General features: G+C 40.5%; 21 protein-coding genes. 17 read left to right on the top strand and 4 right to left on the bottom strand.

What is annotated here, in order from left to right:
- The 15 genes from AC2INI_RS09890 to AC2INI_RS09820 all read left to right on the top strand — a co-directional run bounded on the left by AC2INI_RS09890 (position 1) and on the right by AC2INI_RS09820 (position 12,172).
- Positions 1 to 1,137 (top strand): protein-glutamate methylesterase/protein-glutamine glutaminase, encoded by a 1,137-nt coding sequence (locus AC2INI_RS09890; RefSeq protein ID WP_486304734.1) that lies wholly within the window; start codon positions 1 to 3, stop codon positions 1,135 to 1,137.
- Between the two features lie 9 nt (positions 1,138 to 1,146).
- Entirely contained in the window at positions 1,147 to 1,914 is a 768-nt protein-coding gene (locus AC2INI_RS09885) for a ParA family protein (RefSeq protein ID WP_486304733.1), read from the top strand.
- Positions 1,914 to 3,023, top strand: a complete 1,110-nt coding sequence (locus AC2INI_RS09880) for a chemotaxis protein CheW (RefSeq protein WP_486304732.1) — start codon at positions 1,914 to 1,916, stop codon at positions 3,021 to 3,023. The genes AC2INI_RS09885 and AC2INI_RS09880 overlap by 1 nt, the downstream gene beginning before the upstream one ends.
- 29 nt (positions 3,024 to 3,052) lie before the next feature.
- A complete protein-coding gene (locus AC2INI_RS09875; RefSeq protein WP_122034102.1) occupies positions 3,053 to 3,547 on the top strand; it encodes a chemotaxis protein CheW in 495 nt (164 codons plus the stop codon).
- Positions 3,547 to 4,008, top strand: coding sequence for a DUF2802 domain-containing protein (locus AC2INI_RS09870; RefSeq protein ID WP_486304731.1), 462 nt, complete (start codon positions 3,547 to 3,549; stop codon positions 4,006 to 4,008). Before AC2INI_RS09875 ends, AC2INI_RS09870 begins: the two co-directional genes overlap by 1 nt.
- 275 nt (positions 4,009 to 4,283) lie before the next feature.
- Positions 4,284 to 4,898 carry a cytochrome c biogenesis heme-transporting ATPase CcmA gene (gene ccmA / locus AC2INI_RS09865; protein WP_045102605.1) on the top strand — a complete coding sequence of 205 codons (615 nt, stop codon included), beginning with the start codon at positions 4,284 to 4,286 and terminating at the stop codon, positions 4,896 to 4,898.
- Positions 4,899 to 5,567: a heme exporter protein CcmB gene (gene ccmB, locus AC2INI_RS09860; protein ID WP_045102604.1), complete on the top strand. Its 669-nt coding sequence runs from the start codon at positions 4,899 to 4,901 to the stop codon at positions 5,565 to 5,567.
- A gap of 42 nt (positions 5,568 to 5,609) precedes the next feature.
- A complete protein-coding gene (locus AC2INI_RS09855; protein ID WP_122034097.1) occupies positions 5,610 to 6,356 on the top strand; it encodes a heme ABC transporter permease in 747 nt (248 codons plus the stop codon).
- Positions 6,356 to 6,562 carry a heme exporter protein CcmD gene (ccmD, locus tag AC2INI_RS09850; RefSeq protein WP_005420294.1) on the top strand — a complete coding sequence of 69 codons (207 nt, stop codon included), beginning with the start codon at positions 6,356 to 6,358 and terminating at the stop codon, positions 6,560 to 6,562. The genes AC2INI_RS09855 and ccmD overlap by 1 nt, the downstream gene beginning before the upstream one ends.
- On the top strand, positions 6,559 to 7,044 hold the full coding sequence (gene ccmE / locus AC2INI_RS09845) for a cytochrome c maturation protein CcmE (RefSeq protein WP_486304730.1): 486 nt from the start codon (positions 6,559 to 6,561) through the stop codon (positions 7,042 to 7,044). The genes ccmD and ccmE overlap by 4 nt, the downstream gene beginning before the upstream one ends.
- Positions 7,041 to 8,999, top strand: a complete 1,959-nt coding sequence (locus AC2INI_RS09840; protein ID WP_486304729.1) for a heme lyase CcmF/NrfE family subunit — start codon at positions 7,041 to 7,043, stop codon at positions 8,997 to 8,999. The genes ccmE and AC2INI_RS09840 overlap by 4 nt, the downstream gene beginning before the upstream one ends.
- A gap of 3 nt (positions 9,000 to 9,002) precedes the next feature.
- Positions 9,003 to 9,554: a DsbE family thiol:disulfide interchange protein gene (locus AC2INI_RS09835; protein WP_122034090.1), complete on the top strand. Its 552-nt coding sequence runs from the start codon at positions 9,003 to 9,005 to the stop codon at positions 9,552 to 9,554.
- Positions 9,554 to 10,069: a cytochrome c-type biogenesis protein gene (locus tag AC2INI_RS09830; protein WP_486304728.1), complete on the top strand. Its 516-nt coding sequence runs from the start codon at positions 9,554 to 9,556 to the stop codon at positions 10,067 to 10,069. The genes AC2INI_RS09835 and AC2INI_RS09830 overlap by 1 nt, the downstream gene beginning before the upstream one ends.
- On the top strand, positions 10,066 to 11,280 hold the full coding sequence (gene ccmI, locus AC2INI_RS09825; RefSeq protein ID WP_486304727.1) for a c-type cytochrome biogenesis protein CcmI: 1,215 nt from the start codon (positions 10,066 to 10,068) through the stop codon (positions 11,278 to 11,280). The genes AC2INI_RS09830 and ccmI overlap by 4 nt, the downstream gene beginning before the upstream one ends.
- 106 nt (positions 11,281 to 11,386) lie before the next feature.
- Positions 11,387 to 12,172: an MlaA family lipoprotein gene (locus AC2INI_RS09820; RefSeq protein WP_486304726.1), complete on the top strand. Its 786-nt coding sequence runs from the start codon at positions 11,387 to 11,389 to the stop codon at positions 12,170 to 12,172.
- Between the two features lie 48 nt (positions 12,173 to 12,220).
- Here the strand turns inward: AC2INI_RS09820 and AC2INI_RS09815 are convergent, their stop codons facing one another.
- The 3 genes from AC2INI_RS09815 to AC2INI_RS09805 form a co-directional block, all read right to left on the bottom strand.
- On the bottom strand, positions 12,221 to 12,823 hold the full coding sequence (locus tag AC2INI_RS09815) for a DUF2238 domain-containing protein (protein ID WP_486304725.1): 603 nt from the start codon (positions 12,821 to 12,823) through the stop codon (positions 12,221 to 12,223).
- Positions 12,824 to 12,988: 165 nt separating this feature from the next.
- Positions 12,989 to 14,320 carry an outer membrane protein transport protein gene (locus tag AC2INI_RS09810; protein ID WP_486304724.1) on the bottom strand — a complete coding sequence of 444 codons (1,332 nt, stop codon included), beginning with the start codon at positions 14,318 to 14,320 and terminating at the stop codon, positions 12,989 to 12,991.
- 563 nt (positions 14,321 to 14,883) lie between these two features.
- Positions 14,884 to 16,182, bottom strand: coding sequence for an outer membrane protein transport protein (locus AC2INI_RS09805; RefSeq protein WP_486304723.1), 1,299 nt, complete (start codon positions 16,180 to 16,182; stop codon positions 14,884 to 14,886).
- Between the two features lie 857 nt (positions 16,183 to 17,039).
- Between AC2INI_RS09805 and fadI the strand changes: the two genes are divergently transcribed.
- Both fadI and fadJ read left to right on the top strand, forming a co-directional pair.
- Positions 17,040 to 18,368, top strand: a complete 1,329-nt coding sequence (fadI, locus tag AC2INI_RS09800) for an acetyl-CoA C-acyltransferase FadI (protein WP_122034075.1) — start codon at positions 17,040 to 17,042, stop codon at positions 18,366 to 18,368.
- Positions 18,368 to 20,467: a fatty acid oxidation complex subunit alpha FadJ gene (fadJ, locus tag AC2INI_RS09795; protein ID WP_486304722.1), complete on the top strand. Its 2,100-nt coding sequence runs from the start codon at positions 18,368 to 18,370 to the stop codon at positions 20,465 to 20,467. The genes fadI and fadJ overlap by 1 nt, the downstream gene beginning before the upstream one ends.
- A 111-nt stretch (positions 20,468 to 20,578) precedes the next feature.
- Here the strand turns inward: fadJ and AC2INI_RS09790 are convergent, their stop codons facing one another.
- Positions 20,579 to 23,356: an insulinase family protein gene (locus AC2INI_RS09790; RefSeq protein WP_486317270.1), complete on the bottom strand. Its 2,778-nt coding sequence runs from the start codon at positions 23,354 to 23,356 to the stop codon at positions 20,579 to 20,581.
- Positions 23,357 to 23,366: the final 10 nt, after the last annotated feature.

Here is a 23,366-nt window from a genome sequence, read left to right as displayed (position 1 = left end):
ATGGCAATAAAAGTATTAGTTGTTGATGATTCAAGTTTTTTTCGTCGTAGAGTTAGTGAAATCATTAATGCCGATCCTCGTCTTGAGGTGATCGATGTTGCGGTTAACGGTAAAGAAGCGGTAGAAAAAGCGAAATTACTAAAGCCAGATGTTATCACCATGGATATTGAGATGCCGGTAATGGATGGCATCTCTGCGGTGAAAGAAATCATGAAGGTCTGTCCAACGCCGACGTTGATGTTTTCTTCTCTTACTCATGATGGCGCTAAGGCAACACTTGATGCTTTAGATGCTGGAGCTTTGGATTTCTTACCTAAGAAATTTGAAGATATAGCACGCAATAGAGACGAAGCAGTAAGCTTATTGCAAAAACGTATTGCTGAAATTGCACGTAAAAAGTCATTTATGCGTCGTCCTTTATTGGCATCGCAGACAGCAACAGCAGCAATAGCACCAACAACACGAGCAACAACGACTCGTTCTGCGGCTTTAACATCAGCAGCGCCAGTCAAAAATACACCAGTAGCTCCTGTAGGTCAGCGTTTTAAAGCGACAGGCAAAAAGTATCAATTAACGGCTATCGGGACTTCAACGGGAGGTCCTGTTGCATTACAAAAGATACTAACCGCTATTCCTGCTAATTATCCGCATCCGATTATTTTGGTTCAGCATATGCCTGCAACCTTTACCGCGGCCTTTGCAGCACGATTAAATAACTTGTGTAAAATCCAAGTGAAAGAAGCCCAAGATGGGGATGTTCTTAAACCTGGTTGTGCTTATCTTGCTCCCGGTGGCTTGCAGATGATGGTTGATGGTCGTCCCGGGTCTTCTCGTTTGAAGATCTTAGATGGCGGTGAACGCATGAACTACAAGCCCTGCGTAGATGTTACTTTTGGATCTGCTGCTAAGGTGTATGGCGATAAAGTACTTTCTATGATCCTGACAGGAATGGGTGCTGATGGTCGTGAAGGCTGTCGAATGCTAAAAGCGGCAGGTGCGACTATCTGGTCTCAAGATGAGCAAAGTTGTGTTGTTTATGGTATGCCTCAAGCGATAGATAAAGCAGGCTTATCATCAGAAAGTTTACCACTTGAACGTGTAGCAGAAAGAATGCTCGTTGAAGTGGGATTAAAGTAGGAAATAGCAATGATTGTCTGGAGCGTAGCAAACCAGAAAGGTGGGGTTGGTAAAACAACAACAACGATTACCTTAGCTGGTTTACTTTCTCAGCGCGGTAAGCGTGTGCTTATGGTAGATACGGATCCTCACGGTTCGTTAACTACGTATTTAGGCTATGATTCAGACGATTTGCCTTGCAGCTTATTTGAGTTGTTCCAATTGCCAACGATCAATAAAACAAGCGTTATGCCATTTGTTTTAAAAAGTGACATTCCAGGGTTAGATATTATCCCTGCACATATGTCTCTTGCAACATTAGATCGTGTTATGGGTAACCGTAACGGCATGGGATTAGTACTTAAACGCGCTTTAAAAGCATTAGAAGATGAGTACGATTATGTATTGATTGATTGTCCTCCTATTTTAGGGGTAATGATGGTTAATGCACTAGCGGCAAGCACTCGTATTTTGATTCCAGTACAGACTGAGTTTCTAGCAATGAAAGGGCTAGAGAGAATGATGAGAACACTAAACATCATGCAGAGAAATAAACCGTCTTTGTTCGATGTTACCATTATTCCAACCATGTACGATAAACGAACTAATGCGTCATTACAGACACTAATGGAACTGAAATCGACATATTCAGATCAAGTATGGGCATCAGCTGTGCCGATTGATACTAAGTTTAGAGATGCCAGTCTAAAAAGAATGCCGCCGTCATTTGTCTCGCCAAATAGTCGTGGTGTTTTTGCTTATAAAACATTATTAAATTATTTGGAGAGATTAGCTTAATGGCTGATTTTAAAGCATTTACCAGTGAAGAGGCTCTTGATGATTACTTTTCATCACTGTTAGATGAAGAGACCATTGAGCTGGATTCAGAAGCAGTAAATACTGTTCTGCCAGAGCCAGAGCCAGAGCCAGAGCCAGAGCCAGAGCCAGAGCCAGAGCCAGAGCCAGAAATTACTTGGCATTCAGAGTCAGTGGTAATGGCATCACCAGAACCACAATATCAGCCACAATTTTCAACAAAAACGGATGATTTTGAAGACTATCCGTTTGAGCTACCTCAATTAGAAGATGTTCAGCGTTTATTGAGTCAGCTAGAAAACTCACAACTTGATGCTCAAATTGAAATTGATGCTTTAGTATCAAACAATATTGAAACTGAGCAAGCTGTTGTTGACGTTGAACCAGTTATTCAGACAACCGTTGAAACCGAAACGGTTGTTGAAGCGTTAGTTGCTGAAGAACCAGAAGAAGAGCCCGATTTATCTGCGTGGGATATCTCAGATAAAATAACAGTGACTCTTCCATCTGAGCTCAATATTGATAGTTCAGAAGTGATACCGAATAATGAAAAAGAGACCAGTGATGAGACTGAAATCCAACTTGAAACGCAAACGGGTAAAGCACCGCCGTTAAGCGGACTAGATTGGGAAAACTCAGAGCATGATGATGAATTTCAAGTTCTCTTTTTTGAAGTAATGGGCGTGACATTTGCGGTTCCATTGGCACAATTAGGCGGTATTCACCAGATAACGGAATTAAACCATTTAATTGGTCGTCCTGATTGGTATCTTGGTTTACAAAATAACCGTGATACAAAAATAGATGCCTTGGATACAGCAAAGTGGGTCATGCCACAAAGCATTAAAGATGACAGTTATAAAGAAGATTACCAATACCTTGTTATGCTTGGAGAAAGCAAATGGGGATTAGCGTGTAATGCGTTAGCCGGAACTGAAACCCTTACGAGCGATCGAATTCGTTGGCGAGAAACCGCTGGAAAGCGTCCATGGCTATCAGGAATGGTAAAAGAGAAGATGTGTGCCTTAATTCACGTTGAGGCGATGATTACGATGCTTAATGCCGGTCTGGACATTAAGGGAATAGAGTAAAAATAACTCTAAGAGTACGAGGAAATAGAATGTCTCAGATTAATGAAGTAGAGATCCGCAAGGATCAAGTGAATGATGAAGTATTACAGTGGGTAACGTTTCAACTAGAAGAAGAAACTTACGGCATCAATGTAATGCAAGTACGTGAAGTATTACGTCACACAGAAATCGCACCAGTACCAGGCGCGCCAGACTACGTTCTAGGGATTATCAACCTTCGTGGTAATGTAGTAACCGTGATTGACACTCGTTCACGCTTTGGCTTAATGCAAGGTGAAATCACAGATAATACACGTATCATCGTTATAGAATCTGAGCGTCAGGTTATTGGTATCCTTGTAGATAGCGTAGCTGAAGTTGTATACTTACGTTCATCAGAAATTGATACGACGCCAAGTGTTGGCACGGAAGAAAGCTCTAAGTTTATTCAGGGCGTTAGTAACCGTGAAGGCAAATTACTTATCTTGGTAGACCTTAACAAACTTTTGTCTGAAGACGAATGGGATGACATGGCAAGCCTATAATGGTTGATATTTTAACTCAGCTCTCAGAGCTATTAGCAGCGGCTGCTGTAATTTTAGTTCTTGTAATTTTTGTTATCTTAAAACGCAAGAATGTACAGTTAGCAGCGCAATTAACGCACGCTCAAAAGCAGAATCAACAACTTCAAGATGAGCAGCAAAAGCTTAATAAGCAGTTTGTTGAATTTCGCACAGCCTCGATCAATATGGGTCAGAAAGTTGCGGATATTACTCAATTGAGTCAACATTTTGATGAGCGCTTAAACGAGCTTGAAAATACAGATGCTGACAGTCGTTTGTATTCAAGAGCCAATAAGTTGGTTCAGTTGGGTGCGGGCATTAACGAGCTAATGGAAGAATGTGAGCTGCCAAAAGCAGAAGCTGAGTTAATGATGTCTTTACAGGCTAAAATTGCTGGCGGTAAAGGCTCGATTCCACCATTACGGTTCGAAGACGAAGACTAACTGCGTCTCATAGCCAATGAATTTTAAAGCTCCTTATTTATAAGGGGCTTTTTTCGTTATAGAATTCGGTATAAAAAACCAGAAATACCCACAAGGTGGTAGGGGTTATCTATTGTTATAACTCTATGAATTCTTAGTGGATTTCGGGATTAAAGAATTTGAAACTAAATGACATACTTATTTACTTATCTATCTAAATAGATTTGTTTTATATCTAAGTTTCGCCGTTTTTGCTGTGCTAGAATGCCCCTAATATTTTTCAACAATAGATACTTATGCTAGAAATTCGTAACGTTACCTGTATTCGAGATGAACGCGTTCTATTTGAACAATTAAGTTTTACTATCTCTGATGGTGAGTTAATTCAGATAGAAGGGCAAAATGGCGCAGGTAAAACCACATTACTGCGTATTATTGCAGGGTTAGGTTATGCGGATGAAGGCGATATTTATTGGAATGGTGAATCGATAAAGAAAAATCGCGAAGAGTTTCATAGTGATTTACTTTTCTTAGGTCATCATACTGGTGTTAAGCGTGAATTAACGGCATTTGAAAACCTTGCATTTTATCAATCGATGCACAGCAATTATAACGAAGAAGCCATTTGGGATGCATTAGCTCGTGTGGGTTTAGCAGGACGAGAAGATGTAGCTGCAGGGCAATTATCTGCAGGTCAACAGCGTCGGGTTGCTTTAGCTCGCCTTTGGTTGAGTAACCATAAGTTATGGGTATTAGATGAACCGTTAACCGCGATTGATAAACAAGGTGTTAAAGTACTTGAACAGTTGTTTATGAGCCATGCAAAACAAGGTGGGATCGTCTTGCTGACAACGCATCAGGATCTGTTTACTGACAGTAATGAGCTTAAAAAAATCAGGTTAGGTGAATAGATGTTTGCTTCAATGACAACCATTATCCGACGTGAGTTATTAATCGCGTTTCGTCGTAAAGCCGATATTCTTAATCCGCTTTGGTTTTTTATTATCGTGATCACGCTATTTCCATTAAGTATCGGGCCTGAGCCAAATTTACTGGCGCGTATTGCTGCGGGTATTGTTTGGGTTGCTGCTTTGTTATCGGCATTATTGTCTTTAGAGCGCCTTTTTAGAGATGACTTTGCAGACGGATCCCTAGAGCAGATGATGCTAATGCCAAGTCCATTATCTATACTTGTTCTAGCTAAAGTGGTCGCGCATTGGTTATTAACCGGTCTGCCATTGATCATCATTAGCCCGTTATTAGCGGTTCTATTATCATTAGATTTTAATACATGGTTAGCCATTGTTTTGACATTGCTGCTAGGAACACCAACCTTGAGCTTTCTTGGTGCGGTTGGGGTAGCGTTAACGGTTGGTCTTCAAAAAGGAGGCGTATTATTGAGTCTTCTTATTCTTCCGTTATATATTCCAGTTCTAATTTTTGCGACATCTGCAATTGATGCTGCAAGCTTAGGTATGGCTTATAATGGCCAATTAGCGATTTTAGGTGCTCTTTTAATGGGCTCCGCAACATTGACTCCATTTGCCATTAGTTCGGCACTGCGAGTGAGTGTTCAGTAAATATAATTATAATTTTAATATTTAAGTAAGTGAGACAAACCAATGTGGAAATGGCTACATCCTTACGCTAAACCAGAAAAAGCGTATCAATTAAGTACAACACTGCTGCCATGGTTTGCGGTGATCTCTATTCTCAGTTTAACTGTAGGTACGATTTGGGGTCTTGCATTTGCCCCTTCTGATTACCAGCAAGGCGACAGTTTTAGAATTATCTATATCCATGTCCCTTCTGCTATTTTGTCGATGGGCGCTTATATGTCGATGGCGATAGCGGCATTTATTGGTTTAGTGTGGCAGTTAAAGCTTTCTGACATGGCAGCTGCAGCAATGGCTCCTGTTGGTGCAGTATTTACATTTATTGCCTTATTAACGGGTGCCGTTTGGGGTAAACCAATGTGGGGCGCATGGTGGGTATGGGATGCACGTCTAACATCTGAACTTATTCTTCTTTTCTTATACCTAGGTGTAATGGCACTATATAACGCATTTGATGATCAACGCACAGCAGCTCGTGCAGCAGGTATCCTGGCTATTGTTGGTGTGATTAACCTGCCAATTATTCACTTCTCAGTAGAGTGGTGGAATACGCTTCACCAAGGTGCAAGCATCACAAAGTTTGATAAACCTTCTATTTCTGCCGATATGTTGTGGCCTTTGTTATTAAATATCATTGGTTTTGCAACTTTCTTTGGTTCTGTGACTCTTATTCGTTTTAGGAATGAAATTTTAGCAAAAGAGAGCCACCGTCCTTGGGTTAGAGCGTTAGTTAAGAAAAAGGAATTATTGTAATGCATTTTGATACATTCAGTGATTTTTTAGCCATGGGTGGATACGCCACTTATGTGTGGGGCGCATTCGGTGCCACGTTTCTTTCATTATTTTGGATTCTATTTTCTAGCTTAGGCAAACGTCGTCAATTGCTAAAAGAGATTGAACAAAAAATGGCACGAGAAGAACGAATTAAAAAAGCAAAAACTATGGAGAACACATTATGAATCCAAGACGTAAAAAGCGCCTAGGATTGATCCTTGCTCTATTCTTTGGGGTCAGTGCAACAGTCGGCTTGATGATTTATGCATTGAATCAAAATATGGATTTATTCTATACCCCAACGGAACTCGTTAACGGTAAACCTGATGGCACTAAACCTGAGGTTGGTCAACGTCTTCGTATTGGTGGCATGGTTGTCGCTGGTACTGTAAGGCGTGATAGCGAATCTTTAGAAGTTTCATTTAAAGTTGCCGATATTGGTCCAGAAGTTACGGTTACTTATAACGGTATTCTTCCTGACTTATTCCGTGAAGGACAAGGTATTGTAGCGCAAGGTGTTCTTGTCGATGCAACCACAGTTAAGGCTCATGAAGTACTGGCTAAGCATGATGAAGAATACATGCCGCCTGAAATTGCAGAAGCAATGAAAAAGACTCATGAACCACTTCAATACACTGAACAACAAAAACAAGGAACAGGTCAATGATCGCAGAACTCGGTCATTTTGCCTTAATAGCTTCTTTAGGACTTTCTATCCTATTGAGTATATTGCCTTTATATGGCGCAAGCCGTGGCAATAAAGCGTTAATGCAAAGTGCAAGGCCATTGTCGTGGGGTATGTTTTTACTCCTAAGCTTATCATTCGGTATTTTAATGTGGGCTTTCTACATTAATGATTTCACACTGCAATACGTCGCAAGTAACTCAAACAGTTTACTTCCTTGGTATTACCGTTTAACGGCAGTTTGGGGCGCTCACGAAGGGTCTTTATTGCTTTGGGTTCTTATCCAAGCAGGTTGGACTGTTGCTGTTGCTACCTTTAGCCGTGGCATGCCACAAGAATCGGTTGCGCGTGTTTTAGCAGTAATGGGGTGGATTAACGTCGGTTTCTTACTGTTCATTATTCTTACATCAAATCCATTCTTGCGTACGCTACCATTCTTCCCAATTGATGGTCGTGATTTAAACCCGTTACTACAAGATCCGGGTCTAATCATTCACCCACCAATGCTATATATGGGTTATGTTGGTTTCTCGGTTGCTTTCTCTTTCGCTATCGCATCACTAATGGCTGGTCGTTTAGATACGGCTTGGGCTCGTTGGTCTCGTCCTTGGACAATCGCTGCATGGTCATTCCTAACAGTAGGTATCTCTCTAGGTTCATGGTGGGCATATTATGAACTTGGCTGGGGTGGCTGGTGGTTCTGGGATCCAGTAGAAAACGCATCATTTATGCCTTGGCTTGCTGGTACCGCATTAATGCACTCACTAGCAGTAACAGAGAAACGCGGTACGTTTAAAGCGTGGACTGTATTACTGGCGATTTTAGCATTCTCATTAAGTTTATTAGGTACGTTCCTAGTTCGTTCTGGCATTTTAGTATCAGTTCACGCCTTTGCGTCTGATCCTTCTCGTGGCATGTTCATTCTTGGTTTCCTCGTCATGGTGATCGGTGGTTCATTACTGCTGTTTGCACTAAGAGGCGCATCAGTACGAGTTCGTGGTAATTTCTCACTGTTCTCTCGTGAAAATGCATTATTAGCTAACAACATTCTATTAATGACGGCATTAGTTGTCGTTCTTGTGGGTACCTTATTACCACTAGTACATAAACAATTAGGTCTGGGTTCGGTTTCTATCGGTGCGCCATTCTTTGATATGTTATTTGCATGGTTAATGATCCCATTTGCTTTCTTAATGGGTATTGGTCCTCTGATCCGTTGGAAGCGTGATAACTTAAGTCACTTAGCAAAACGTATGGTGATTACTGGTGCGATTACGATCCCACTGGCTGCCGTCTTTATGGTTATCTTTGCTGATAGATTCCAATTCATGCCATACCTTGGCTGGATGATGTCTCTTTGGATAGTGATCTTACACGGCTTTGAATTGCATGAACGTGCTACTCACCGTCATACTTTTGCGGTAGGTCTAACTAAACTTGGTCGTAGTCACTGGGCAATGATGTTTGCACACATTGGTCTAGCTGTGAGTATTATCGGTATTGCCATGGTACAAAACTACAGCATCGAAAAAGATGTACGTTTAGCACCAGGTGAGCATATTGAAATGAACGGATATCAGTTCTACTTTGCTGGTGTGCGTGATACAGATGGTCCTAACTATGATGGTTATACCGCTGATTTTGATATCACTCTTGATGGTAAAGCGATTAATACGCTTCATGCTGAAAAACGTTTTTATGAAACTGCAGGTTCAATGATGACTGAGGCAGCGATTGATCGTGGCTTTACTCGTGATTTATACATTGCAATGGGTGAGCGTTTAGATGACAACCGTTCATGGGCTGTACGTATCTACTACAAACCATTCGTGCGTTGGATCTGGGCTGGTACATTATTTATGGCAATTGGTGGCATATTAGCATTATCTGATAAGCGCTACCGTTTCCGTAAAACAGATAAAAAACAGGAAGCTTAAATTATGAATAAGAAGTTTTTATTTGCACCATTAGCTCTGTTTTTAATTTTAGTTGCCGTGTTCGCTACTCAGTTAACACGTAACTCAAATGGTGATGATCCAACTAAGCTAGAGTCAGTATTAGTTGGTAAGCACGTACCAGAGTTTCGTTTAGAAGATTTAGCAGAAGAAGGCAAACTGTACGATCAAAGCATTTTTAAAGGTGAGCCTTTATTGCTTAACGTATGGGCGACATGGTGTCCAACTTGTTACGCTGAACACAAATACCTAAATACCCTTGCAACTCAAGGCGTTAAAATTATTGGTATGAACTATAAAGATGATCGTGCAGGGGCAATCCAATGGCTAAGAGAGCTTGGTAACCCTTACTTGATTACTCTGTTTGATGGTGATGGCATGCTAGGCATGGATTTAGGTGTGTACGGCGCACCTGAAACCTTCTTAATCGACAGCAATGGTATCGTTCGTTACCGTCACGTTGGTGATGTCAATGATCGTAATTGGAATGAAGTATTAAAGCCAATGTATGAGCAGCTTGTTGCGGAGGCTAAATAATGAATAGTCGCTTACGTAAATGGGGACTTCGTAGCTTTGCTGCTATCGCATTGAGTTTCTTTGCGGTGCAAGCAAGTTACGCAACTATTGATCTGTATAAGTTTGATTCACCAGAACAAGAGCAGCAATTTAAAGAACTAGGCCAAACCCTGCGTTGCCCTAAGTGTCAGAACAACAATATTGCTGATTCAAGTGCTGAGCTTGCTCAAGACATGCGCCATAAAGTGTATGAAATGACCAAAGCAGGCAAATCAGATCAAGAAATTGTGGATTACATGATCGATCGCTACGGTAATTTTGTAACGTACGATCCGCCACTAACAGCAGGTACACTGATCCTATGGTTAGGGCCATTAGGTGTGCTTGTGTTTGGTTTTGGTTTTATTGTGCTTCGTAGCCGTAAATCAAAAGTAGTAGCAGAAGATAATTCAGAAGAGTGGGATAACGAACATGAAGAACGTTTGAACGCACTATTAGATGAGAATAAAAATGAAGATGGGAAGGTAAACAAATGACTTTGTTTTGGATTTCGACCTTAGCCCTAATTTTTGTTGGTGTGGTATTTATCATTCTTCCTTTATGGAAAGCAAAAGACCAAGATGATGAAGCCCGCCGAGATGAATTGAATAAAGCCTTCTATAAAGATCGCTTAGCTGAATTGAAAGAAGAAGATGCCGAAGGCCTTGTGAATAACCAAGATGAGTTAATTACAGAGCTAAAGCAATCTTTGTTAGATGACATTCCAGCAAAAGAAAAAACTGAGCAAGATAACTTGAATGCACGATTATTTATTCTGCCTTCGATCATTATCTTTATCGTAATTTCTTATGGCTTGTACTTTAAGTTTGGCAATATCGATAAAATTGAAAAGTGGCAAGAAGTAAGTGCACGCTTACCTGAACTATCTAAGCAATTAATGAATCCTGAAGGTGTTTCTCTTAGTGATTCAGAAATGACAAACCTAACATTGGCATTACGTACTAAATTACATAATGAACCAAAGGATGCGATGGGTTGGTTCCTATTAGGTCGTATCGGTATGTCGAATCGTGATATCGATACGTCGGTAGGTGCGATGAAAAAAGCGTATGCACTAGAGCCAACAAATGTTGAGATTAAATTGGGTTATGCTCAAGCGTTAATGCTTTCGGGTGATGATGCTAAAGCGGATCAAGCTAAGAAAATGCTTAAGCAAGTACTTCGTAGTGATTCAACCAACTTACGTGCCTTATCGTTATTAGCGTTCAGCTCGTTTGAGCGTCAAGATTATAAAGGTGCAGTATCAGCATGGAAAGCAATGCAAATGCTGATTGGTCCTGATGATTCTCGTTATGAAATGTTGACTCGTAGTATTGAGCGTGCTCAATCTAAGATGAACCCTGAAGCGAACATAGGTAAGCAAGTACCTATTACTGTTAATTTAGGCAGCAATGTAACGCTACCTTCGCAAGGTGTTGTGATTGTATCGATCCATCCTGCTGATGGTTCTGCAATGCCAGTTGCTGCGGCTCGTATACCACTTAGCCGTTTCCCGTTGAAGATCATGATGTCAGATGACAACAATATGATTGAGCAGCGTAAACTGTCTGATATGCCAAACTTTATTGTTCGAGCTCGTATCGACCAAGATGGTAACGTATCGACTAAAGAAGGTGATTGGTACGGTGAAAGTACAGTCAGCACATTAGGTGAAAATGTATCGCTTGAGATTGATAAGCAATACTAATATCTATTAACAACTGTCATACTATGACGGGCAGGAGCATTGAGCTTCTGCCCGTTTTTTTTGAATAAACTATAATAATATTAATAAAGTTAGGCGAAGGTGTATTGTGTTTAAAAGAATATGGATATCTTTTTCGTTATTGTTCTTAATTGTTGGGTGTTCGCAAACCCCAAAACAAGATAATGAAGAGTTAGAAACAACAGAAGTCGTAGAGGTTGAATACGATGACTCTCATAGTGGTGATCCGCTAGAGGGGTTTAACCGTGTCATGTGGGATCTAAATTATGATATTTTAGACCCCTATTTAGTGCGTCCTGTCTCTGTTACTTATGTTGACTATACTCCGACCCCAGTTCGTATGGGGATAGCTAACTTCTTAGCCAATTTAGATGAACCTTCGAGCATGATTAACAATTTAATCATGGGTAATGGCAGTGTTGCTATGGTGCATTTCAATCGATTCTGGTTAAACACCACGCTTGGTTTAGTTGGCTTAATTGATATTGCGAGTGCAGCCGAGATTAATAAACCAGACAGTAAATCTTTTGGTGATGCGCTTGGTCATTATGGCGTAGGTAATGGTCCTTATTTCATGCTACCGGGTTATGGACCTTGGACGCTGCGTGAAGCAGGGGACTTTGTTGATGGGCTGTACATGCCGCTCTCTTATCTAAACTTCTGGCAAGGCCTAGGGAAGTGGGGCTTAGAGGGTATGGAATCTCGCGTTCAATTGATTTCTCAAGAACCTATGTTAGAAGCATCACCCGATCCATACGTATTAACGCGTGATGTGTATTTACAACGCCAAGACTTTAAAGCAGAAGTTGAACCAGAAGTAGACTTAGATGCAGAAGGCGATCTTGACGATTACTTAGATGAAATAGACGAATAATATTTAGTATTATCAGAGTTCAGGATTCACCATTTTCCTGAACTCTGTCTATTTTTCACGTTGGATTAGCATTAATAATAAAGCACTTAATGCCCCTGCGGTATCACACAGCATATCTTTCTGCGCATCCCAAATATCCCCTTGTGATCCTAAAAAGGCAATCCCTTCTTCACCACCGGCAACTGCCGCATACCACCATTCAATAATCTCATAACCTGCAGCTACACTCATTAAGGTAAATAAACCAAATGCCATCGCGAGTGGTGCAGAGCATTTCTTGGTTTTAATCAGATATTCTGCAATAGGGTAAGCATAAAAACCAATCGAGAAATGAGCGACGCGATCAAAGTTATTTCGCTCTGAACCAATTAGGTTATTAAACCAATCAAAAGGCACATCAGCAAAGGTATATTTAGAACCTATGGTATGTAAGATAAGCCAGATAAACATTAAAACCAATGCCGTAGTACTGAACTCAAAGCGTGATGCTATGAAAAAGATACCGACTAAAATTAATAGCGCCGGAAGAATTTCTGCAAACCAAACGGCACGAGAAACCGGATCAAAGCCTGCGAATAAAAAGACGGCACTATAGATAAGTGTCAGCAACAATAATACTGGCTGTTGTTTAAATGCATTGATGAAAGACATAGGTACTGACTCCAAATAATGGAATGTAAAAGAGGTTACAGATTGAGTGTAGCGTGATGATTTATATCGGCAAGGTCTAGTTTTTGAATGTTAGATACAGCTATAAATAAAAAAGGCCTCAATTAAGAGGCCTAATGCAATTTCTATCTATTCAGTCAGTGCTGATTAGAAGCGATAGTTCGCTTGAACACCCACTAACCATACGTTACCTGTGGTTTCGCCAGTGAATTGACCACCAACAGCTTCTGCAACATCATCAGATTCATAACCACGAGACTCTGTGATTGGTGCATCTTTAGCTATAATATAAGTAAAGCCAGCATTTAAGCTTAGATTTTCAGACCAATCGTAACCAGCACCAATGCTTAACCATAAGCGGTCTGTTTCAGGGATGGTAATTGTACGGTTTTTATCGCTAACTGCAGATGTATCGTAAGCAACACCTGAACGAAGAGCTAATTTTTGATTTAATTGATAAGTGCCACCGACAGCAAGGCGATAATTATCTTCCCAGTGCTCTTCTTTAACCATGCTGCTTGTACCATCATTGAATTGAGCTTCTAGTTTTTCAAAAGCACTCCAATCGGTCCAGTTAAAGCTAGCGTGTACAGCGACTTTATCTGTTAGTTGATGATAACTTGCTAATTCAGCAGTTGCTGGCATAACAAGCTCCATTGAACCGTTTTTACGTTGACCTGGAGCAAGATCAAATCCAATGCCTTCAGCATGACCTGTTAATTCTAATTTAACTTCTGATTTATAGCTAAAACCAATACGGTTAGTATCGTTAATTTGCCATGCACTACCTACTTGCCAACCCCAAGCTTCATCAGTTCCTTCCATATATTTTAGGGTTGTTCCTGCTGTTGGAAGGCTAACTCCCGGACCAACAGGGATAGGAGTTGAACCAAGTTGAGGCGGTGTTGTTGCCCCAAAACTACCTTCACCGATTACATAACGAACACCACCACCAACACTGAATTGATTGTTGATTTGATAAGCCATGTTTACGTTGATTTCTTTAGTTAAAACGCTCGCTTCATTACCAAAATGAGAAGCTTTAAAATCATCACCTAGATTAGTTTCCATACCGTAGTTAGTACCAACGGCAAAACCAATAGCTAGCTGTTGGTTTACTCGGTGAGAAACGTAAAGGTTAGGAATGAAAGCTGCATCTGCAAAATCTTCAGAGCTTGCATGGTTTTTTCCAACTTGAGGATGAGGATGGTTGGTTTCACCCTCAACATCAATATTTGGGTTTACATAAATACCACCAACAGAAACTTGAGTACCTTCTAAGTACGTTAGCATTGCCACGTTACGCCATTGTGTGTCAGCGCCATCAGCGATAGCTGCTTCACCTGCGTATGCACGGCCTAAACCTGTTGCTGAATACTCTGCCAATTGGAAGCCTGCTGCCATAGAATTTGTGCTTGCTACTGAGCCTAATAGACCAAGTGCGATAGCAAGAGATAGGCGATTTTTATTATTGTTCATTGATTTTTCCATATTGGTACAAGTGTACGCTGAAATTGGTGGTAATAAGTAGGAGTGGATAATACGTTTTAGAGTAAAAACTTCAAACAAAAAATTGATTTATTCGTGTTTTAAGGGCTTTTTTTTGTAAAAAACTTCAAAAATAGTGGTTTTTTCTGTATTAATCTGGTCGGATGTGTTAATTGAGCGTACAGGTGTAGGTTTGAATTGGTGGTTGAGGGTATATGTGTACGCTGAAATTGTGGTGGAAGCAGGGACTAGTTTTTAGGGACTAGGAAGAGCAGGGTTCAGATCGCTTCGCTTGCAGGTTTCAGGGGAGGGGACTGCCCATCATTTGTTGTAACCACCGCGATCACAATACTGTTCTTCCCTTTGTTGATGAATAATTGAGATCGATAAAGTAAATAGAAAGGGGAGTTAGAGGGGGGCTCTTATAGAGCGAAGCGTTCTAGTTAGCGCAGCGTATCGTTTCTAGTTTGTATAATATTATTTTTGTGTAAGTGACGATCAAAAAAGGCCAGCGTATGCTGACCTTTTTGAATTTACACTTTTAAGAGTAAATCTTAGAAGCTGTAGCTGTACTGTACACCAGCAAGAATTGCATCTGCGTGTGTTGTTGCTGTTAGTGTACCTACATCATCAGTTTCTGTAACAGATACATCCTTACCCACTAGATAAGTGAATCCGAAATCAACTGTGTGTTTTTTCTCGAAGTGGTAACTGAAACCACCAGAGAACCATTGGCGATCTGAATCTGGTACTGAAATAGATGTCTTTTCGTCTTGAGCAGCAGTATCGTACATGTAGCCTGCACGTAGTGTCCATGCATCGTTTAGGAAGTAAGTACCACCAATCGCGTAATGCATACCGTCTTGCCACTCATAAGTATTAAGTGTTGTACCACCAGAAGTGTTTAGCTCATCAAATGCACTCCAACCAATCCACTGTACAGAGTAGTGAACCGCAAATTTAGTGTCTTTTATTTCGTGATAACCAGAGAACTCAGCCATACTTGGTAGTGGCATTAATAATTTTTGACCATCTATTTGGTTTTCACCTTGGCCACCGTTATAGAACATATCACCTTCAGCTTCAATTTCTGGGCTGTAGTGGTATGAGAAACCAAAACGGTTACGCTCGTCTAACTCATAAACAGCACCAACATTCCAGCCGATTCCAATACCATCAGCTTCAATATCTAGTGCATTTTTGGTTAGAGTCCCGCCTGCTGCAGGGGGTAAAGGAATATCATTGTTTAATCCAGTATCACGCTTTAGTTTACCGCTACCTTGAACGATATCTAAACCGCCACCTAAGCTGAATTGTTCATTAATACGATAAGAAACAGTTAGAGCATAGTTAATGCTTTTAACTTCAGTTGTACCACCAAATCTTTTTGCTGTAGGAGCTGCGTTGGCTGAGCCACCAAAGCTACTATCAAATTCATTAGTAGTACCAAAATTAGAGTAAATACCTGCACCAAATGCCCATTGGTCATTTAAACGATGAATATAATAGATATTTGGAACAGGCGTTCCGCTACTATTATTTGTATTATCTATAGACTGAGAAGTGCCACCTAAAGCAGGAGCATATGTGTGGTTTACATCAGTCACATCAATATCTGTTTTGATGTAGTTAACGCCAGTCGAAAACTGTGATGAATCGAAAAGGGCCATAGCGGCGGCGTTACGTGACATTACTGATGCGTTATCAGCGATTACTGCGTCACCAGCAAATGCGCGGCCTAGGCCTGTTGCTGATTGTGCGTTTAGTTGGAAACCAGCAGCAGTAGCTTGTTGCGTTGCAAGAGTAACTGTTGCAGCTAGAAGTGTTTTGGTAAACAAGCGCTTCTTATTCATAATTATTATATTCCATATATTGTTATTTCCTTTCAATTTTACGACTGAAAAGATTTATTTTAGTTGAGACTGAAATCTCGATGACGAGATAATAACGATCAGAGCATAGACGACAAATCCGACCACTTCTAAAAAATCATTAAAATTCGTGATCTGGTCGTGATTTGCGCGTAAATATCATCCTCAATTAATTAACTAGAGTTAAAACTCTAGTTTTGTGGTTATTTTACTGTGTTAGGCTTTGTTTTAAATCTTTGATTTTTATGGTTAATTTTTAAAGTTGAATGAATATTAGAGCTTATGCTCTACATTAGGGGCTTGAGTGGGCTAAATTGTAGATAAGTTCATTATTTTTCGAGGTTTTTTAAGGGGTGTGTTAATTTTTGGTAACAGGTATTTCAATAGTCATTGAATTGAGCGTAATTGATAGATTTTATCTTAAAGTAGGAAAAGAACATAAAATTGATCTATTTCAATAAATGAATTCTGAGACGCGTTATAGTTGCTCTCGTTATCTGGTTGAGCAATCAACCCGTTGAGCAAGATAACATTTCCTTTTGAAGGCTGACTTTACTTTCTCCTTATCAGGTGAAACTGATTTTACAATTGGCTATATCGTTAATTGTTTTTTATTCTGACCACATCGACTGATGTGGTTTTTTTTTATCAAAATTGTCAGTTGATGACATTTTGACCGCTTCCATGCTGCATCACACAAATCTTCCTAGTATCTCTGTTTTAGTGATTAATAATCCGCCGCTCACATTTCTACTATAACGCACTTTTCAAAATTAACAAATTAGTTACAATTTGAGGTCTGACCACTAATTTAGGTTGATATTATGCAAGGAGATGCAATGTCAAACGCCAAATTTTCAAAGACCTATCAGCCACTAACGACACGACAAGGTGATCGTATTGCGGTTGTTTCAGGCATTCGAACCCCATTTGCAAAGCAATCAACCGCTTTTATTTCTACGCCTGCGGTAGATCTCGGCAAGCTTGCAGTAAAAGCCCTAATGGATAAAACAGATATCGATCCTAAGTTGATTGACCAAGTTGTCTTTGGGCAAGTGGTACAAATGCCAGAAGCGCCAAACATTGCTCGTGAGATTGTGTTGGGAACAGGAATGAACATCGGAACTGATGCCTACAGTGTGACTCGTGCCTGTGCGACCAGTTTTCAAACAACGGCAAACGTGGTTGAAAGTATCATGGCAGGAACCATTGATATCGGTATTGCTGGCGGGGCTGATTCATCTTCTGTTTTGCCTATTGGGGTATCAAAAAAAATGGCAGCAACTCTGCTTGCCCTCAGTAAAACCAAAACCATGAGTCAAAAACTTTCTCTTCTTCGTACCTTATCGATGAAAGACATTGCCCCTGTTCCTCCTGCTGTAGCGGAATACTCAACAGGGATTTCAATGGGACAAACCGCAGAGCAAATGGCAAAAAGTCACGGCATTACGCGTGAAGAACAAGATGCATTAGCGCACCGTTCACACTCGTTAGCCGCTAAAGCGTGGCAAGACGGGCTGATACAAGATGAAGTCATGACTGCATTTCCAGAACCGTATAAAACGTGGATAGCGCAAGATAACAATATTCGTTATGACTCTGAGCTTGCTAGTTATGCCAAGCTTCGACCTGCGTTTGATCGTAAATATGGCTCAGTGACCGCAGCCAACAGTACGCCATTAACCGATGGGGGAGCTGCGATCTTATTGATGAGTGAAAAACGTGCCAAAGAATTAGGTTATGAACCATTAGGGTATATTCGCTCTTTTGCCTTTAGCGCGATCGATGTACATAACGATATGCTAATGGGGCCATCTTATGCCACACCAATGGCACTAGATAAAGCCGGTATCTCTTTATCAGATTTAACGCTTATTGATATGCACGAAGCTTTTGCAGCTCAAACCTTGTCTAACGTAAAAATGTTTGCGTCTGATAAATTTGCCAAAGAATGTTTAGGGCGAGATAAAGCCATTGGCGAAATAGACATGGATAAATTCAATGTGCTTGGTGGTTCACTGGCTTATGGGCATCCTTTTGCAGCGACTGGAGCAAGAATGATCATTCAAACGCTGCGAGAATTAAAACGCCGCGGTGGTGGTTTTGGATTAAATACCGCATGTGCCGCCGGTGGATTAGGTGCAGCAATGGTCTTGGAGGCAGAATAATGACGGCAGAAATTAACAATAATCGTATTGAAGCAGTAGAAAACACCAGTGCATTTACTTGGTATAAAGATGATGCAAACATTGCTTGGCTGACTATTGATGTACCTAACGAAAAAATGAACACCTTAAAAGCGGCGTTTGCAGAGCAGGTCACTCAAGTTCTAAATGACATTGAAGCACAGCATTCAAGTATTAAAGGCTTAGTAATCCAATCTGGTAAAGCCGATAACTTTATTGCGGGTGCCGACATTAGCATGATAGCGGATTGCCAAAGTGCAGCAGAGGCACAAGCATTGGCTGAAAAAGGTCAGCAACTGTTTCAACGCATTGAAGATCTGCCATTTTCCACGGTTGCCGCTATTCATGGTCCCTGCTTAGGGGGGGGATTAGAGTTGGCGTTGGCGTGTGATTATCGTATCTGTAGTGATGATAATAAAACCAAATTAGGTTTACCTGAAGTGCAATTAGGCTTGCTTCCAGGTTCTGGTGGAACACAGCGATTGCCTCGATTAATCGGTTTGCTTTCAAGCTTAGATATTATTTTGACTGGCAAGCAATTAAGACCTAAAAAAGCCCTAAAACTAGGCGTTGTTAATGCGTCAGTACCACAAACTATTTTATCTCGAACGGCTGCTGAATTTGCACTCAAGAAAAAATCAAAAACAAAATTAGCTGCGAAAGAATGGGCGATATCAAGAAACCCTATTGGTCGTAATGTAATTTTTTCTCAGGCGGAAAAACAAGCTCAGAAAAAAGCTCGTGGTAACTATCCGGCCATTGCCGCGATTTTAGATAGCATTGAACACGGCTTAGATAAAGGGATTAAAAAAGGATTACAGCGAGAAGCCGAGCAATTTGGCAAACTTGCCATGACAGAAGAATCCGCCGCACTGCGATCGTTATTTTTTGCAATGACAGAGATGAAGAAAGAGAAAGGCAGTGATGCTGAACCTAAGGTTATTCATCGAGTTGGTGTATTAGGTGGTGGATTAATGGGGGGTGGCATTGCTCATGTCTCTATTGCTAAAGCTAAAAAGAACGTCACGATAAAAGACATTAGTAACGATGGGTTACTAAACGCTTACCAATACCATTATCAGCGTCTAGATAAATTAAGAAAACGTCGAATAATCAGTAAAGCCAAATTACAGCAACAGATGCTGCAATTAACGGGCGTGACGGATTTTAGTGGGTTTAAAAAATTAGATGTGGTGGTTGAGGCTGTCTTTGAAGATCTCACTTTAAAACAAGAGATGGTGAAAGCAGTACAAGAGCAAGGAAAAGAGGACGTTATTTTCGCTACGAATACCTCTTCACTGCCAATAGGCCAAATAGCGGAAGGAGCTCAAAAGCCTGAAAACATTATCGGCTTGCACTATTTTAGCCCGGTAGAAAAAATGCCGTTGGTCGAAGTGATCCCTCATGAAACCACCAGTGATGAAACGATTTCTACCGTGGTCTCTTTAGCGAAGCAACAAGGTAAAACCCCGATAGTCGTTAAAGATTGTGCAGGCTTTTATGTAAACCGAATTTTAGCGCCTTACATGAATGAAGCGGCAAGATTACTATTAGCTGGCGAACCAATAGAAGTGATTGATGAAGCTTTACTCGACTTTGGTTTCCCTGTAGGGCCAATTTCATTACTAGACGAAGTTGGTGTGGATATTGGCGCTAAGATCATGCCTATATTAGAAGCTGAATTGGGTGATAGATTCCGCAGCCCTGATGTGTTCCAAACCTTAATTGATGATAAGCGTCTAGGTAAGAAAACTAAGCGTGGTTTCTATGTCTATAAAGGTAAGAAGAAAGAGCCAGATCAAGAGGTCTATTCGTTATTAAACATTAAGCCTGAATCTCAGCTAACTAAAGATGAAATAGCGATGCGTTGCGTATTACCTATGCTATCTGAAGCAAAACGTTGTTTAGATGAAGGCATTATTCGCTCAGAAAGAGACGGTGATATTGGTGCTATTTTCGGGATTGGTTTCCCTCCTTTCTTAGGTGGCCCATTTACTTATATGGAAAGCCTTGGCGAAGAGAAATTAGCCGCATTGATGAAACAATACGCTGAGAAATATGGCGATCGTTTTTCTCAGTAAAGAAGTTGGTAGTTCTTATTAACCGAGAGTAAGTCATCAATAGTACAAAGCCATCATAGTCGAAGGAGTATGATGGCTTTTTTTACTTAATAACGTCGAGATTATTAAAGCTTACCCAAGGGTGATGTCTTTGGCTCTAAGTTGAAACTCATCAATAGAATCAATCTCAAGACCCACATCTAGACGATCATATTGTTCGTGCTCTGTGCCTTGGCAATGCATGATCAAACGATTCGCCGTTCTTGGTTTTAAAATACCTACGACAAAGCGTAGCATTTCAGTACGAGTTAAGCTTTCTAGATTTTCTGTCACTCGTTCTTTGTGATCAAAATTTAAATCTTTATTACCAATACAAGCCCACAAACGTTGTGCGCGTCCACGCAGGTTGGTGTCTGGATCTGATATTTGGTCAATTAAGCCTTGTTTACTGCTTTGCCATTGCTCTTCATTTAACTCTAATAACACCATATAAAAGGCATTTAAAAATTCATCAATCGAATCCAATAATAGCGCTGGTGGTGCCATTGGTGATTGAACATACAAGATCAATCCTGAATGTTTATTTAGCGGTAAATTACCAGTCCCGACCATATAGCCCAATTGTTGTTTGGTTCTTATCTCATGGAAGAAAGAAGCTGACATTAAATGATTTGCTAAGGTATACAGCGCAAAACTTCGTGGATCTTCTTGTTCTGATTGATAGTAAACCAAGAGTGCAGAATCAGAATGATCACAAAATAATTCACGTTGGAATGTGCCAGAATTACCTAACATGATAAGAGGACGGAAAGACTCTTCGTAAGTTTGGTTTTGCATTCTTAGGGCATTTTGAAGCGAATCACCTAAATCAAATGCCTGTTGTTTTGACCAATCGCCATAAACAAACATCTCTACGTGTAATTCAGCAAACATCGCTTGAACAAAATTAGGAAGATCATCCGCTTCAATACTTTCTAATGCTTCAAGAAGCACAGGGTATGGAGGGTTATTTGGTTGTAAGATCCCAGATAACGCATTAAATAGCTGTGATATTGGACGTTCTTTTGATGCGTTACTCCAATGACGGATTAACTGATCTTTAATGAATTTAAAACGTTCAACACTAAACTCACGAGTGGTAAAGCGCTCTAAAATCACATCAAGCAGTAATGGTTGCTTTTGACTAAAACCAGATAAAGTGAGTGTTACGCCACCTTGATGACAATAGAGGTTGTAGCCCATGCCAGCAATTTCAGCTTGGTAAGTCTGTTCACTTAACGCATCCATCAGCATCTCGACACATAAGCGAGTTTTTACAATTTTTCTTGGGTCAGAAATTGAGTGAGGGCTGTCGATAGCAATATAGACCATGCCTTTTGGTACTCGAAATTCGTCCTCTTGTTTATGCCATAAACGAAAACCGGGTAAGTCTTCGATTAAGGTTGGATATTCTGTTATTTCTTCGAGTTGCTGCGGCTCAAGATCGTAACAAATATACGGGTTTTGCTCTGGTAGATGTAACTCTGGATGTAACTCTTTGACACGCCAAGCAAGAAGTTGCTCTTGGCTAATAGGGGAGACAGAGTAAGGCGTTTGATACCATTTATCCTTACGATCATATTCTAGATCTTGAGCAACCAAAGTAATGCGCATTTTTTCTGGAGTAAATAAGCTCAGTAACTCTTTAATCTGTTGCTCATGGTAGCCTTCCATCATGTAATCAGCGTACATGACATCTTCGGCATGATAACGCTGTAAGTTCATCACTAAATGGCTAACTAAATCAAGAGGCTTACTCTTTTCTTGAAACTGAAAAGCCGATTCTAAAACCGCTTTTTTCTCGCTGTAACGCCACTCATCAAACCCTTGCTGTTTAATTAATTCAATGTATTGAAACGTGGTTTTAATTATCTCATCAGTGTGAGAAAGCCCTTTTTCTGTCAGGTTATAAGATAGAGTGAACTCTCTGAAATTACTGCCACTGACACCACCACCTGCGGTTAATGAATTGATGTAACCTAATTTTTTTAAATACAGCATTAGGCTTCCATCACCTTCATAACCAAGAAGATGACCAATGTAGTTCAATGGTTTGGTTTTATAGGAATGGTCTTGATTTGGTAAGTGAAAAGCAAGACTCAGTTTACGCACTTCTTTAAGTGGCTCGATATTAATCCAGCAACCTTGTTCTTTTTCGGTGACATAAGGAACATCAATGGCTTTATGACCAAGATTTTGGTTTGGGATCGAGGCGAAAGATTGGGTTGCTAATAGCTCTAGTTCACATAGTGGGCGATTACCAAGGACCACCGCTGTCATTAAATCAGCAGAGTAGTGTTGTTGATAAAAGGCCAGCATTTCATCACGAATCGAAGAGGTCTCGGTATCTGCTAAAGTATCAATACTGCCGACGGAGAACTTGGAAAACGGATGCGCTTGGTTGATGGTTTCTTTATGAACTTGATAAATTCGGCGTACATCGTCTTTCAGTTTTAATTTGTATTCAGAATCGACGGCTTGACGCTCTTTGTCTACCGCTTCTTCATTAAACAGAGAGGCATAAAAGAATTGCCCAAAGCGATCCAACCCTTCTTCAAAGGCATTGTGAGCTATTTCAAAGAAGAACGTTGTGTTCTCAGTGCCGGTCCATGCGTTATTTGAGCCGCCTTGTTGATTGATGAAGGCGTGAAAGTCACCGACCTTTGGGTATTTTTCAGTGCCAAGAAACAGCATGTGTTCTAAAAAGTGGGCAAGACCTGGGCGATGTTTAGGATCATCAAAATGACCAACATTGACAGAAAGTGCAGCGGAAGAGCGAGGGGCTGCATCATCTTGAATAAGTAGTACGGACAGCTTGTTATCGAGTTCAATGAAACGATAATGTTTTTTATCATTAGGGCTGATATGCACAGGGTGCTCC

The organism is Aliivibrio friggae, assembly GCF_057368515.1.
This window is presented reverse-complemented; position numbering and strand designations above follow the sequence as displayed.